This window comes from Lutibacter flavus (genome assembly GCF_900188355.1).
GTDB lineage: Bacteria > Bacteroidota > Bacteroidia > Flavobacteriales > Flavobacteriaceae > Lutibacter > Lutibacter flavus.
Genome location: NZ_FZNX01000005.1, coordinates 194,274 through 208,911, shown reverse-complemented (window position 1 = coordinate 208,911; position 14,638 = coordinate 194,274). Strand labels below are relative to the sequence as shown.

General features: G+C 29.3%; 13 protein-coding genes. 5 read left to right on the top strand and 8 right to left on the bottom strand.

Going from position 1 to position 14,638, the window contains the following annotated elements; translation table 11 throughout:
• Positions 1–79: 79 nt before the first annotated feature.
• The 4 genes from CHB63_RS14130 to CHB63_RS14115 all read right to left on the bottom strand — a co-directional run bounded on the left by CHB63_RS14130 (position 80) and on the right by CHB63_RS14115 (position 4,786).
• Positions 80–496 carry an HYC_CC_PP family protein gene (locus CHB63_RS14130; protein WP_089379130.1) on the bottom strand — a complete coding sequence of 139 codons (417 nt, stop codon included), beginning with the start codon at positions 494–496 and terminating at the stop codon, positions 80–82.
• Positions 497–559: 63 nt separating this feature from the next.
• On the bottom strand, positions 560–1,075 hold the full coding sequence (locus tag CHB63_RS14125) for a PepSY domain-containing protein (RefSeq protein WP_089379129.1): 516 nt from the start codon (positions 1,073–1,075) through the stop codon (positions 560–562).
• A gap of 20 nt (positions 1,076–1,095) precedes the next feature.
• On the bottom strand, positions 1,096–3,765 hold the full coding sequence (locus CHB63_RS14120) for a carboxypeptidase-like regulatory domain-containing protein (protein ID WP_245857007.1): 2,670 nt from the start codon (positions 3,763–3,765) through the stop codon (positions 1,096–1,098).
• A 142-nt stretch (positions 3,766–3,907) separates the two neighbouring features.
• A complete protein-coding gene (locus CHB63_RS14115; RefSeq protein WP_089379128.1) occupies positions 3,908–4,786 on the bottom strand; it encodes a GLPGLI family protein in 879 nt (292 codons plus the stop codon).
• A 123-nt stretch (positions 4,787–4,909) separates the two neighbouring features.
• Here CHB63_RS14115 and CHB63_RS14110 point away from each other — a divergent pair, with 123 nt between their 5' ends.
• The 3 genes from CHB63_RS14110 (at position 4,910) to CHB63_RS14100 (ending at position 7,741) form a co-directional block, all read left to right on the top strand.
• Positions 4,910–6,376: a sensor histidine kinase gene (locus CHB63_RS14110; RefSeq protein ID WP_089379127.1), complete on the top strand. Its 1,467-nt coding sequence runs from the start codon at positions 4,910–4,912 to the stop codon at positions 6,374–6,376.
• Complete coding sequence (locus CHB63_RS14105; RefSeq protein WP_089379126.1) at positions 6,369–7,049, top strand: response regulator transcription factor; 681 nt, start codon at positions 6,369–6,371, stop codon at positions 7,047–7,049. Before CHB63_RS14110 ends, CHB63_RS14105 begins: the two co-directional genes overlap by 8 nt.
• 77 nt (positions 7,050–7,126) lie before the next feature.
• The gene (locus CHB63_RS14100) at positions 7,127–7,741 is read left to right on the top strand and encodes a deoxynucleoside kinase (protein WP_089379125.1); all 615 of its coding nucleotides are present in this window, start codon (positions 7,127–7,129) and stop codon (positions 7,739–7,741) included.
• Positions 7,742–7,817: 76 nt separating this feature from the next.
• On the opposite strand, the gene pckA is transcribed toward CHB63_RS14100, so the two are convergent.
• Entirely contained in the window at positions 7,818–9,437 is a 1,620-nt protein-coding gene (gene pckA / locus CHB63_RS14095) for a phosphoenolpyruvate carboxykinase (ATP) (RefSeq protein ID WP_089379124.1), read from the bottom strand.
• Between the two features lie 318 nt (positions 9,438–9,755).
• Positions 9,756–10,124, bottom strand: coding sequence for a DUF423 domain-containing protein (locus CHB63_RS14090; RefSeq protein WP_089379123.1), 369 nt, complete (start codon positions 10,122–10,124; stop codon positions 9,756–9,758).
• Positions 10,125–10,208: 84 nt separating this feature from the next.
• Between CHB63_RS14090 and CHB63_RS14085 the strand changes: the two genes are divergently transcribed.
• Positions 10,209–10,442: a putative signal transducing protein gene (locus tag CHB63_RS14085; protein WP_089379122.1), complete on the top strand. Its 234-nt coding sequence runs from the start codon at positions 10,209–10,211 to the stop codon at positions 10,440–10,442.
• Positions 10,443–10,515: 73 nt separating this feature from the next.
• Positions 10,516–11,886, top strand: a complete 1,371-nt coding sequence (locus tag CHB63_RS14080) for a saccharopine dehydrogenase family protein (RefSeq protein WP_089379121.1) — start codon at positions 10,516–10,518, stop codon at positions 11,884–11,886.
• 3 nt (positions 11,887–11,889) lie between these two features.
• On the opposite strand, the gene CHB63_RS14075 is transcribed toward CHB63_RS14080, so the two are convergent.
• Positions 11,890–12,606 carry a tRNA1(Val) (adenine(37)-N6)-methyltransferase gene (locus tag CHB63_RS14075; RefSeq protein WP_089379120.1) on the bottom strand — a complete coding sequence of 239 codons (717 nt, stop codon included), beginning with the start codon at positions 12,604–12,606 and terminating at the stop codon, positions 11,890–11,892.
• Positions 12,607–13,016: 410 nt separating this feature from the next.
• Positions 13,017–14,627, bottom strand: a complete 1,611-nt coding sequence (locus tag CHB63_RS14070) for a sodium/sugar symporter (protein ID WP_089379119.1) — start codon at positions 14,625–14,627, stop codon at positions 13,017–13,019.
• Positions 14,628–14,638 lie beyond the last annotated feature (11 nt).

Here is a 14,638-nt window from a genome sequence, read left to right as displayed (position 1 = left end):
AATATTTGATTTTTAATTAATTATAAAATTATTTCCAAGACGTAATTATTCATCTTGATTAACTACAATTAATTTAAAATCAGATTCGAAAAACTTGTTGTAAGACTTGAATATCTACCTCTATAATTGGCGGTGAATACTCGTTGAAAGGAATATGTTTATATGGTAAACTTTCAAATAAATTTACATATGAATGTACAAATTCAGGAAGAAATACTTGTTGATCTAACAATGAATATTCAAAAACATTAAATTGCAATTCTTCTTGTCCATCAAAAACAAAATTTTCATCACTACAACAATCTTTAATAGTTTCTTCTTCTTCGCAATCGTCACTTTTTGAAATTTCCATACCACAAGAGGAGGCACGAGAAAACAAAGCTGCATCAACTAAAAATTCTCCACAATAATGCATACCTACAGTAAACGACATTGTAGATAGAAAAACTACCAACGCCATAAATACAGCTGCTATTTTATTGCTTACTTGTTTCATTTAGTATGTAAATTTATGAAATAATTTTATTAAGTTTTTGTTAAAATGATTCCATTCAATATTTTAAATAAAAATTAAAATTAACGTTAAAACAATGCCTCCAAGTGTAAAATACATTCCTTTTTTAAAGGTTTTAGTTTTTGGTAAAAACATCCAAAAGGAAGAAATTGCAAAAAATAATAGTGATAACCCAAAAAATATGTTTAACCAATATATTGAGCTATTTGTAGTTGCCTTATGCAAATGAGTCATTTTATCTAATACAAAAGGAAGTACTTTAGATGTGTATTTTGCAACTCCTGTGCTATTATTATAAGTTCCACTATTAAAATGTAAAATATTATTTTCTGTTTTAGTTATTTTTAAATCTCTAATTCTTAGCGACCTTCCTAGCTCTGAGACTTCCAATCCAGGTTTAAGTTGCTTTTCAATTTGTTTTTCTACCTTAAACGCATCCGTTTCTCTAAAAATTAGAACAATTCCACTTAATGCATACACAGTCATAATTCCGATTAGAAAAAAGCCTAAATAACGGTGTATAATTCTCATATAAAAACTTGTTGATTTTTTACTTTTCATAAATTCCTTATAATTATTGTTTATAAATTATATTTTACAGAGAACATTACTATTCTTGGCTGAATAAAATACAACGAATTTGAATTACTATCTATAATTTCATTATAATTATCACTATTCATAGATTTATTATCGGTTAAATTATTAGCAGAAATTTTAAATTCCCAATCGCTTTCTTTTTGTTGATAATATAAATTTGCATTCAAAAAAGAATACTTATTTTTTACTGTTTTCTCGTCGTTACTATAGTTATAATGACTATAATCTGCTGTTAAAATAAAATTCTTTAAAAACCCTATTTCTATATTAGCAAAAGGTCTGTCGGTTGTACTACCAGTATTTGAATATTCGGTAAAAGATTTTTGGTAACCAATTTCAAAATTTGGAGCATCTTTAAACTTTGTTGCTACACTCGCCTGATAACTATGTGAAAGTGTTTTTGATTTTATTTGAGCATCATTTATAATATTATTAAATATCGAATTTGACACATTAGCTCTAAAATTAGTTTTTAGTTTACTATATGTTTTACCATATCTAAAAAAAGCTGAAAGCGTTTCATCCGCAAAATCAGAATTTACAGGAAATGAAATCCTATCAACTCCAATTAATTCACTATTATTTTTAACAGTATTTAGATTCTTTGTATAATTTATAGAAGCATTTATGTTTGTAAATGAAAACATACTAAAACTATAGTAGTTTAATGAATAACGATGGCGAAACGAATTTTCAATAGTTCTACTTCCTCTATTTAAAGATCTGTAAGTATCTAAAATATAACCTTCAGAAACCGTATTAATATCAGAAAATTGAGTTGTAATTGCATAATTAAAACGTAAACTTTCTGAAGATTTAAGTTGCAAATTTGCATAAACATCAGGTAAAACCTTCGTTAAATTATCTTTATTTGTCGTTCCCAATTGCACATCTTTTGTAGTGTAATTATGCACTGTTACTCCAGGATTAAATGTGAAAATTCCTGATACCATTTTATAATGTACACCTAAAAATAAATCGGAAAAATTATAATCCACGTCATTATTTAAAAATGATTCTGAAAAATCTATTGTTGAACCATTATCCAATTCTTGAGAAATTTTTGAAGTAAATGTTTGTCCGCTAAATGTAGATCCTAAAGAAAAATTAATATTACTTTTTGGCGTTAGCAAATAATAGTAATCAAATTTTGCATCTAGTTTATTAGTACTAGATTTCTGGTTTTGAATTAAATTATATCCATTTGCTTCATTCGAAGATGGTATTAAAACAAATGGTTGTGTACTTGCTAATGAATTATATAATGGTTGATCTTTTTGATATAAATGTTGTATTTCAGAAGCAAAAATATTCTTATCATTTATAGTATAGTACACATTAAAATTTAGATTTAATGAAACCGGCTTTTCTTCTTTATGCGTATCTATTGCCCCTCTATTTGTTGAAGTAACATCCATAAATTCGGTTTGCTCAGATAGCTTTCCAAAAATATCATAATCTATATGTACATTATTATTTGGTTTATAAGTAGTACTAAATTTAAGCATTCCTAATTTACTGCCTTGAACTGCCGAAGTTTCGCTGTTTTCAGTTAAACTAGTTTTATTATAAACGGTATTTGATTGTGTAAACATATCCGTTTCGGAATCGTTTACAATTGCAAAACCATTAAAATCTAAACCTTTTTTTGGCACTAAACTAAAATTTAATGCTCCAAATTTTGAAATAATTTCTTGAGCTTTATTATTTTGAACCGTCATAAAACCTAAACCGCCTGAAGAAACATTAAAACTAGTTCCGCTTCCTTGCATTCCACCTCTTAAACCACCAGTAAATCTAAAATAATCACGCATAGTAAAAGGTGTTTCACCTATATTATTAAAATCAGCTAAAATATTTACACTTTTATTTTTACTGTAATAAAATAACTTTGGTTTTAAAATGTGTTTTTCATTGTCACCAATACCAGCATTTACTTCGCCAAACCAAAATTTATCCTTCCCTGTTTTCAGCCTTATGTTAAGAGCAATATTATCTTCGTTATTAGTTACACCGCGCATACCAGAAACTTCATTGTAATTTTTTAGAACTTCAACTTTATCAATTGCACTGGCAGGGATATTTTGAGTTGCTAATTTAGAATCTCCATCAAAAAACTCTTTTCCTTCAACCAATACTTTTTGCACTTTTTTACCTTCAACTTCAACTTCACCGTTATCATCAATATCTATTCCCGGTAATTTTTTAAGCACATCCTCTAATTTCTTTTCTTTTCCTGAAGTAAATGAATCAGTATTGTATACAATTGTATCTCCAACAATTTTAACAGGCATTTCATAGGTAATTTCAACTTCGCTTAGCTCTTCATTCGCTTCTTCCAGTACAATATCTTTTGTTAAACCTTCAGAATTATTAGAAATATCAACATCTAAATCCTTAGTATTAAAACCTAAATAACTTACTTTTAAAGTATAACTTTCGTTTTCTTCTAAGCTTAATTTATAATTTCCTTTAGAATCTGTTATTGAATAAGATTGTAAAAATTTTGTTCCTTTTTTAAAAGCAATCACATTGGCCATTTCAAGTGGTTCGCCTGCTTTATTTTTTACAATTCCTTCAAATTTTACATTTTGAGATATTAAAAGAAATGGAGTAGCTATAAAAATAAGTAAGCTTATATACTTTTTCATTTTAAATTATTTTTACTTTTAAAACATTGAAATTTTAGCTTGATAATATTTAATACTAGTTCAAATATTGAGATTGTCATTTCGTTTTATAAAACTTCTCGCAATGACAGTCTTTTTTGACACCTCACTTTTAACACAAATATTACCCTCCTATTCTAATTCTGTGCCCTTCATTACCTCCTTTTTGACGCTCATTTCTCATACGTTCTCTCATCTCTTTCATTTTTTGCTCTATAATTTTATTATATTCTTTCTGACTAACAACTTTTCCTTTAGTTGGCTCTTTAATTTCAATTTTATCCTTTGGATTCATTACAATTTTTGTACATAAAATGTTTGTATTTCCATAACCAACTTCTAAAATTAAACCAGGTAAACCCCAATAATTTCCGGGGCCCTGACTAACTGGAATTTCCATAGCATACCAAGCAGTTACAATTACTTGTTCCATTTTTGGCGCTTCATCTTCTCTATTTTCTTCCTTTTTATCCTCTTCGTTATTATTTCTTCTTCCAAATCTAACATTGGTTGATCGCTCTGGCATTTCAATAACTGTAGTGGCTTTAAAACATAAATTTTCTCCAATCATTTTAGTTTCTTGCTCCATTTTCCAATCATAGGTTACTAAATCATCTTTTATTAAAAAGTTTTTTCCACTAAATTCGCTTTCTTTTGAATAAGTTTTAGAATGTGTATTTTTATAATAATTACCAGAAGCTCCGCCACCCATCATCATAAATCGCATACCTCCTCTTCCTCCAGTAGATTGGTCTAATTTTTCTTCCTCTTTATAAATTGAAGCCGTTTTATTAAAAGATAAAATATATGTTTTCTCTAATTGATTTTTCATTCTTTCTTTAATCATTTCAATTCTATCAGCAGGAATTCCGCTCCCAGCGAAATCCATATTCATTGTAGTTTTGGTTTGATATATGGCTTTTCCTTGAAAATCTTGTGCAGTAGTAATTGAACTAGTTAGTATTAATAAAACAATGATACATTTAATAAGGAGATTCTTCATTTTCTTTAATTTTAAAAATTCTACACAACAAATATAAAAGCAATTACTATAAACAACCGTTAATTAGTGTTAACTACTGTTAACCAATTGGGTTTATACAATTTATGTACTTAACTTTGATTTATGAACAAGCAAAATTACAAGTGGATAGTTTATTTAATTGGTATTACAGTTATTATGACTATTGCTGCTCAAGTGTATTGGAATTTTAGAGAATACCAAATAAATAAACATCATTTAATAAATAATGTTCAGCATAGTTTAGATAATGCCGTAGAAGATTATTATGCTAATTTAACCCGATCTGGCTTTATAACTTATAGCACCAAAAATTCGAATGATTCCACAAAAAAAATTGACACTATTTTAGTAAAAACAAAATCCAGAAGGGGATTACGAAAGAAAATTGACAGTACTTTGGAAAATATTGTCCAAAAAGATACAAGTAAAATATTTGTTTTAGGTGGATTTAGAAGTCATAACCCAAATTTTATAAATCCGCGCACATTTTCTAAAAATATTGACAGTTTAATTTCAAAAATTGTTGTATCATTTTCTCGTGACACTTTAGACTTGGAGAAAATAGATCAATACCTTGCTACTGAATTTGAAAGAAAGAAAATAAATGTAACCTATGGTTTAAAATTTGAATACCAGCATTGGATTCAAAGAGATAGTTCAATCACCAAAATTATTGAATACAATACCAATAACTTTCCAAAAAAACATTTAACAACCAAATCAAAATCTAATTATCTACCCTACAGAAGTAAACTTGAATTAATGTTTACAAATGAAACCTCAACATTGTTAGCAGAATCAATGGCGAGTATTTTATTATCCTTATTGCTTTCAATTTGTATAATAACAAGTATTATTTATCTACTCAAAACCATTTACAATCAAAAGCAATTATCAGAAGTTAAAAACGATTTAATAAGCAATATAACTCATGAGTTTAAAACACCAATAGCAACAATATCTGCAGCACTAGAAGCTATGAAAAGTTTTAATGCTCTTGATGATAAAGTGAAATCTGAAAAATATCTATCAATTGCCAATTCACAAGTTATTAAGTTGAATGAAATGGTTGAAAAAATATTGGAAACTGCTATATTAAATCAAGAGGAGTTAATTTTACATAAACAACCTCTAAATTTAGTTGAATTATTAGAAAACACAATCGATAAATTTAAAATAATTAATACTGAAAAATCCTTTGAGTTTATTAATAACAATGGCAATCCAATATTTAATTTGGATAAATTTCATTTTGAAAATGCAATAAGTAATATTTTAGATAATGCCATAAAATATGGTGGAAATAAAATAACTATTGAATTAAATTCAGAAGGAAATAAAACTGTAATTCTTATAAAAGATAATGGAAATGGGATTCATAAATCTCAAAAAGATAAAGTTTTTGAGCAATTTTATAGAGTTCCTAAAGGAAATACTCACAATGTAAAAGGGTTTGGAATTGGATTATTTTACACAAAAAAAATTATTGAAAAACACGATGGAAATATTACTATTGTTTATGATAAAAACAACAATACAATGTTTAAAATTGAATTTATAAATGAATAATCCAATCAAAATATTATTAGCAGAAGATGAACCTTCATTAGGGCAAATTATAAAAGAAAGTTTAGAAACTAGAAATTTTGAAGTATTACTTTGTTCCGACGGTGTTGAAGCTTATAAAACATATAAAACTGAAAGTCCGCTTTTATTGGTTTTAGATGTTATGATGCCTAAAAAAGATGGTTTTACGCTTGCAAAAGAGATTAGATTAGAGGATTCTGATATTCCTATCATTTTTTTAACCGCTAAATCTTTAACTGAAGATGTTGTACAAGGGTTTAATTTAGGAGGAAATGATTATTTAAAAAAGCCTTTCAGTATGGAAGAGCTTATCGTTAGAATTAATGCCCTACTTAAAAGAAATAAAACTGAAAATAGTCCCAATCCTATGCAATTGGGAAAATTTATATTTAATTTAAAAAATCAAACCTTACAAATCGATTCCGATATTGAATCTTTAACTCATAGAGAAGCGCATCTGCTTTATCATTTAGTTAAAAATAAAAATCAAGTTTTAGAACGCTCATTCATTTTAAAAAAACTTTGGGGTGATGATGATTTTTTTAACGCTAGAAGCATGGATGTTTTTATTACAAAACTTCGTAAAAAACTAAAAGACGATCCTGCAATTCAAATCATAAATATAAGAGGCTTTGGCTATAAATTGATTTTTTAATACGGTAAAATTGTATTATAAATTCAAGAAAAAATTATTTAACTTTAGCGTTTTAAATTTTCACATATAAATTAATTATGCACGTAGCAATTGCTGGTAATATAGGCGCAGGTAAAACCACTTTAACTAAACTGTTAGCAAAACATTATAAATGGGAACCTCACTTTGAATCAGTTGAAGAAAATCCCTATTTGGATGATTTTTATGGTGAAATGGAGCGTTGGTCGTTTAATTTACAAGTTTACTTTTTAAATAGTAGATTTCGCCAAATTTTAGAAATACGCGAAAGTGGCAAAAATATAATTCAAGATAGAACCATCTACGAAGATGCTAGAATTTTTGCACCTAATCTACATGCAATGGGATTAATGCCTAATAGAGATTATCAAAATTATGACTCTTTATTTAACTTAATGGAACGTTTAGTTAATCCACCAGATTTATTAATTTACTTAAGAGCTTCCATATCAACTTTGGTTGGACAAATTCATAAAAGAGGACGCGATTACGAAAACTCTATAAGTATTGATTATTTGAGTAGACTTAATGAACGATATGAAGCTTGGATTACAAAATACACTAATGGAAAACTTTTAATTATTGATGTTGATAATTTAGATTTTGTAGACAACCAAGAAGATTTAGGTTCTATTATTGATAAAATTGATGCTCAAATAAACGGATTATTTTAAAAACTATATTTTTTAAATAAAAATAGCTCGCCATTGGCGAGCTATTTTAGTATTAATCTTTTTCTCTTATTTCATCTTATAATTGAGGTCCTGCTGCTACTAAAGCTTTTCCTTCTTCATTATCTGTATACTTCTCAAAGTTTTCAATAAATAATCCAGCTAATTTAGTTGCTTTTTTAGTCCAGTCAGCTGCATCAGAATATGTATCACGAGGATCCAAAATCTCAGTATGAACACCTGGTAAAGAAGTTGGTACTTCTAAATTGAAAATTGGAATGTTTTTAGTTTCCGCTTTTTCAATAGAACCATCTAAAATTGCATTAATAATTCCTCTTGTATCTTTAATTGAAATTCTTTTTCCTGATCCGTTCCATCCTGTGTTCACTAAGTAAGCTTCTGCTCCGTTAGCTTCCATTTTTTTCACTAATTCCGCACCGTATTGTACTGGGTGCAAAGTTAAGAAAGCTGCACCGAAACAAGCAGAGAATGTTGGAGTTGGCTCAGTAATACCTCTTTCAGTTCCTGCTAATTTTGCAGTAAACCCTGATAAGAAGTGGTATTGAGTTTGTTCTGGAGTTAATTTAGATACTGGAGGTAATGTTCCAAATGCATCAGCAGATAAGAAAATTACTTTTTGAGCGTGACCTGCTTTTGAAGGCACGGCAATATTCTCTATATGGTAGATCGGGTAAGAAACTCGAGTGTTTTGAGTTACAGAACCATCAGTGAAATCTATTTTTCCGTTTGCATCAACAGTTACGTTTTCTAATAATGCATCTTTTTTAATTGCTGCGAAAATTTCTGGTTCAGATTCTTTATCTAAATCAATAGTTTTTGCATAACATCCACCTTCAAAGTTAAATATACCTTCATCATCCCATCCGTGCTCATCATCACCAATTAACTGACGGCTTGCATCTGTAGATAACGTAGTTTTTCCAGTTCCTGATAAACCAAAGAAAATAGCTGTATCACCATCTTTTCCAACATTAGCAGAACAGTGCATAGAAGCGATTCCACGTTGAGGTAAGAAATAGTTCATCATTGCAAACATACCTTTTTTCATTTCACCACCATACCAAGTTCCTCCAATAATTTGGATTTTCTCAGTTAGGTTAAATAACACAAAGTTTTCAGAATTTAATCCATGCTCTTTCCAGTTAGGATTAGTCACTTTAGATCCATTCATTACAACAAAATCAGGCTCTCCAAAGTTAGCTAATTCCTCAGCTGTTGGACGAATAAACATATTTGTTACAAAATGTGCTTGCCATGCAACTTCAACTATAAAACGTACTTTTAAACGAGTATCAAGGTTAGCTCCACAAAATGCATCAACAACATATAATTTTTTATCTGATAACTCTTCAGTAACCAATCCTTTTAATTCAGACCAAACCGCTTGAGTTGTTGGTTTGTTATCATTAGGAGCTTTTTCAGAATTCCACCATAAAGTATCTCTTGTTACATCATCTTTTACAATAAATTTATCTTTAGGAGAACGTCCTGTAAATTTACCTGTCATTACATTAACAGCCCCAAGTTCAGTTAGCTGTCCTTTTTCATAACCCTCTAAAGACGGGTCAAGTTCTTCCTTATATAATTCATCATAAGATGGATTATAAATTATTTGCTTAACATTTTTAATTCCTAATTCTTCTATTGACATCTCTACTGTTTTGTTTAGAACTTCCATAAGCTTCGTTTTAATATTAATTGGTTATCTCTTTATTTCTATAACAAATTTCGCATAATTACTAGTTGAAGTTTATGATATTTGTCAGCTAAAACAGACTATTTACTAAAACGTTTTCCAAGGTTTAGTTCGTTAATTATCAATTAGTTATTCGATATATTAAAAATTGACAATTTCACGAAATCGTTTTCGTGAAACGGCAAAAAAAATCGAAAGCCTAATCCATTTTTAATTTCCTTAATGCCGCAAAAATATGCTTATATGTTTTAAGACACAAATAATTAAGTAGAGAATTTCTGATTTTAACATTTTATATGGTTATTCCTTTTTATAAAAGGATTTTACTATTTTTAGCCAACCCAAAATAAAAAGGAGTCCTCCAAGCGGAGTAACAAACCAAATATTTTTTGCGCTTACTCCAAAAGATATCGCATAAATTGATCCGGAGAAAAATAGAATACCTAGAAATAATAAATAACTTATTATGTTTTTCGATTTTATTGAAAACCCCGAATAAGTATTTACAAATAATAAAACAATTACATGGTACATTTGATAACGCACTCCTGTTTCAAAACTTTTAAGTTCGCTTAAACTTAAAATATCTTTTAATGCATGAGCTCCAAATGCGCCTAATACGATTGTAACACATCCCAATAAAGCGGTAATTATTAGATTCCTTTTCATGTTAACTAATTAAGTGCTTCAAATATATAGTTTTATTAAATTATCAATTACAAATTTCTTATATTTAAGTAAAAATAAATAATTATGGAAAATAATTCAGATTCTTTAGTAACGGTTTTAACTGCTAGCTTAATTCATGAGATACATATTGCTAAAACCCTTTTAGCTAGTAAAGGAATTAATAGTTATGTTTTTGATGAGAACATAATGACTACAATTGGTACAGCATATGTAGATGGGTATAAATTAGAAGTTAGCAGTAAAGATTTGGAGAAAGCTAAACAAATTTTAGCAGAAATTGAAACAGATGATAATTAATTAAGTCATTCTCTAAATCTAATATTTAAATTCGTATTTTCGTTGAACAGGATAATTCTTAAAATAAACGAAAATGCGAAACATATTGGTTATTGGAGCAGGTAAATCTTCTTCATCTTTAATAACCTATTTATTAAGTAAATCTTTTTCAGAAGATTTGCATATAACGGTTGCAGACTTTTCACTAGATCTTGCAAAAAGTAAAATATTAAATCACATTAATGGTAGCGCAATAGCATTAGATATTTTTAATGATATAGAAAGATCAAAGGCTATAAAAAATACAGCTATAGTTATCTCCATGCTACCAGCCCATTTGCACATCAACGTTGCCAAAGATTGCCTGAAATTTGGAAAAAACATGGTAACAGCGTCTTATGTTTCAAAAGAAATGATAGCTCTTGATGAAGAAGTAACAAAGAAAGGATTGCTTTTTATGAATGAAATTGGTTTAGATCCTGGAATTGACCATATGAGCGCCATGCAAATAATAGACAATATAAGAGAAGAAGGAGGGAAAATGTTGCTTTTTGAATCTTTTTGTGGTGGATTGGTTGCTCCGGAAAGTGATACTAACTTATGGAATTATAAGTTTACCTGGAATCCAAGAAATGTTGTATTGGCAGGGCAAGGCGGTGCTTCAAAATTTATTCAGGAAGGCACCTACAAATACATTCCTTATCATAAATTATTTAGACGAACAGAAATATTAAACATTGATGGGTATGGGAAATTTGAAGCCTATTCTAATCGTGATTCATTAAAATATAGAGATATTTATGGATTAAATGATATTTTAACTTTATATAGAGGAACCATAAGACGTGTTGGGTTTTCTAAGGCCTGGAATATTTTTGTTCAATTAGGAATGACTGATGATAGCTATATTATTGAAAATTCTGATAACATGAGTTATCGTGAATTTACCAACTCCTTTTTAGCCTACAATCCAAATGATTCTGTTGAATTAAAATTAAGACATTACTTAAAAATTGATCAAGATGATATTATTTGGGAGAAATTATTAGAATTGGATATTTTTAATCCAAATAAAATAGTTGGATTAAAAAATGCTACACCTGCTCAAATTCTTGAAAAAATACTAAAAGATAGTTGGACACTTGAGGAAAACGATAAAGATATGATTGTTATGCAACATCTTTTTGGATATGAACTCAATGGTAAAAAACAACAAATTGAAAGTAGTATGGTTTGTATTGGTGATAACCAAACATATACGGCAATGGCAAAAACCGTTGGCTTACCAGTAGCAATTGCAACCTTAAAAATATTGAATGGAGAAATTTCTGCCAAAGGAGTTAAAATACCTGTAACAAAAGAAATTTATGAGCCTATTTTAAAAGAATTGGAAGAAAATGGGATTATTTTTAAAAACAAAACAGTTTCTTACTTAGGTTATAATCCAGAACATGTAAATGGATAAATATTACATTTTCAAATAAAAATCCTGAACTAAATTTATATAATCTTCTGTATAAAAATGTCGGTCAATTTCTATAATTAGTTCATTTTTCTCAATAAGTTTTTCGGAAAATGAAAACTGTAATAAACTCCGTTTAGTTGGAGCATCTTTAGTTCCTTTTACTCTTGTAATTCTATTTAGAAACAACGTGTGTTTTTTAGCGTTTTCAATAAAATTTTTCTCTTCTGAAAAAGGAATAATAAATGCACAAGTTCCTTCTTCCGATAGCAAATTTGAAACCCCATTTAACAAGTCTGAATAAGTAAGACTTTCTGTATGTCTAGCCATCGCTCTACCTTCTTCGAGTAGCTTATAAGTAGATGTATAAAATGGTGGGTTTGAGATAATCAAATCATATTTATCTTCTATTTCATCTGTGAACTCCTGTAAAGATGCATGGTAACAAAACAACCGATCTCCCCAATCACTTTGTTCAAAGTTGGAAACGGTTTGCTCATAGGCTTCGTCATTCAATTCTATGGCATCAATTACTTCGGCGTTACTTCTTTGAGCTAACATTAAAGCAATTAATCCAGTTCCTGCTCCAATATCTAAAATACTATATGGATTTGACTCTAATTTTACCCAAGCCCCCAACAAAACACCATCAGTACCAACTTTCATAGCTGTTTTATCCTGATTAATGGTAAATTGTTTGAATTTGAAAGGTTTACTTGACATAAACTAGATCTTAGCAGAGAGGAAGGGATTCGAACCCTCGCTGAATTCCCTTTATTTATAAGGACTTCCCTACTCCATTATTTTTTTGTTGACCGATTTGTTGACCTAACCATTGATGTTAATCAATTGGTTTTGACTTTCAATCTAAATATAAAGATACAATTTTTAGATTACTAAAACACAACAAAACGCACCAAATTCTATGACATTTCCTCAAATATTCATTTATAATGTCCTGGTTAATTCCACTATATTCAGCTAATTCTTCTGAAGTAATAAATTGATTTTTTTGAAGTTTATCCAAAGCTTTAGAGACTTTAACTTCTATATTAAAATCTCCTACTTCTAAGTCTCAGTAAAACAAAAAGAGTTGGTTTTCACCAACTCTTTTAAGCTTTATGTAACTAATTCTATTTCCAGAAAACTGTATATAACGCTACTAATATTAACATTATGGCAAATGAACCAATATTAAATAACGGACTTGTTTTAAATAGTTCCTTAGTAATTTCAATTGCTTTTTCATCATCTTTTCCTTTATGCTGAATTAAACTAACAATTACAATTACAACCATTGTTAATACAGCTGTTAACCCCATTTGATCCATCCAAGGCATTGTTGTAACCTTAAATGCAACGGCAATTGGAATAGAAGCTAAAGCACCAATAATTGCAGCTTTGTTTGTTGTTTTTTTCCAGAATAAACCTAGCATAAATACCGCTAAAATACATGGAGAAACAATTCCTGTATATTCTTGAATAAACTGGAACGCTTGATCAATACCTCCTAAAAGTGGAGCTATAATACACGCAATTACCAAAGCTACACCTGCTGATAATCTTCCAACATTTACCGTTTGTTTGTCGCTTGCATTTTTATTAATGTATTGCTTGTAAATATCCATGGTAAAAATAGTGGATGTTGAATTCAACATAGAAGCTAAAGATGATACAATTGCTGCAGCAAATGCCAATCCTTTCATACCAGTAGGTAAAAATTGTAACAACCAAGGATATGCTCTATCTGCTTGTTCTAATGAAGGTAAGTTTTTCAATCCTGCTTCACCTAAACGTGCCATAATTTCAGGGTCATTTACCATCACATAAGCAGCAATTCCAGGAATAACTACAATCACAGGAATAACTAATTTCAACCCTGCAGCTAATAAAATACCTTTTTGAGATTCTTTTAATGATTTAGCAGCCAAGGTTCTTTGAATAATGTATTGGTTGAAACCCCAATAGTATAAGTTTGCAACCCAAAGTCCACCAACTAACACTCCAATTCCTGGTAAGTTTTTAAATTCAGGATTTCCTTCTTCTAAAATCATGGAGAAACGATCAGGTGCAGCATCATAAACAACTTTTAAACCTTCGATAACACCTTGTCCGTCAGAGACTGTGTTTAAGGCTAAATAGGTAGTTACTAAACCACCTAGCACTAAGAAAACTACTTGAATTACATCGGTCCAAGCTACTGCTGAAAGACCTCCATATAAAGAATAAGCTGCGGCAAACAAACCTAAACCAATAACTCCGTATACCATTGGAACTCCAATGATTGTTTCTAATGCTAAAGAACCTAAATACAGTACTGAAGCTAAGTTTACAAATACATATAAAGCAATCCAGAAAACAGCTAAAATTGTTTTAAGGTTCGTTGAAAATCGTTTTTCAACAAACTCAGGAATGGTACACAATCCTTTTTCAATAAAAATAGGTAGAAAATACTTCCCTACGATGATTAAAGTAAGTGCGGCCATCCACTCAAAAGAGGCAATTGCCAATCCAAGAGCAAAACCTGAACCTGACATTCCAATAAATTGTTCTGCGGAAATATTTGCAGCTATTAAACTCGCTCCAATAGCCCACCAAGGTAAACTCTTACTCGCTAAGAAATAATCTTCAGCATTTTTTTCATGTCCTTTTTTATCTCTGGAAACCCATAATCCTACACCTAAAATAAGTACTGCATAGGCTACGAAAATGAGGTAATCCCAAAATCCAAAATCTATTGTCATATTCAAGTTTT

Coding starts and splice junctions, on each gene's coding strand:
- CHB63_RS14130 (WP_089379130.1), bottom strand. CDS start 496: ATGAAACAAGTAAGCAATAAAATAGCAGCTGTATTTATGGCGTTGGTA.
- CHB63_RS14125 (WP_089379129.1), bottom strand. CDS start 1,075: ATGAAAAGTAAAAAATCAACAAGTTTTTATATGAGAATTATACACCGT.
- CHB63_RS14120 (WP_245857007.1), bottom strand. CDS start 3,765: ATGAAAAAGTATATAAGCTTACTTATTTTTATAGCTACTCCATTTCTT.
- CHB63_RS14115 (WP_089379128.1), bottom strand. CDS start 4,786: ATGAAGAATCTCCTTATTAAATGTATCATTGTTTTATTAATACTAACT.
- CHB63_RS14110 (WP_089379127.1), top strand. CDS start 4,910: ATGAACAAGCAAAATTACAAGTGGATAGTTTATTTAATTGGTATTACA.
- CHB63_RS14105 (WP_089379126.1), top strand. CDS start 6,369: ATGAATAATCCAATCAAAATATTATTAGCAGAAGATGAACCTTCATTA.
- CHB63_RS14100 (WP_089379125.1), top strand. CDS start 7,127: ATGCACGTAGCAATTGCTGGTAATATAGGCGCAGGTAAAACCACTTTA.
- pckA (WP_089379124.1), bottom strand. CDS start 9,437: ATGGAAGTTCTAAACAAAACAGTAGAGATGTCAATAGAAGAATTAGGA.
- CHB63_RS14090 (WP_089379123.1), bottom strand. CDS start 10,124: ATGAAAAGGAATCTAATAATTACCGCTTTATTGGGATGTGTTACAATC.
- CHB63_RS14085 (WP_089379122.1), top strand. CDS start 10,209: ATGGAAAATAATTCAGATTCTTTAGTAACGGTTTTAACTGCTAGCTTA.
- CHB63_RS14080 (WP_089379121.1), top strand. CDS start 10,516: ATGCGAAACATATTGGTTATTGGAGCAGGTAAATCTTCTTCATCTTTA.
- CHB63_RS14075 (WP_089379120.1), bottom strand. CDS start 12,606: ATGTCAAGTAAACCTTTCAAATTCAAACAATTTACCATTAATCAGGAT.
- CHB63_RS14070 (WP_089379119.1), bottom strand. CDS start 14,627: ATGACAATAGATTTTGGATTTTGGGATTACCTCATTTTCGTAGCCTAT.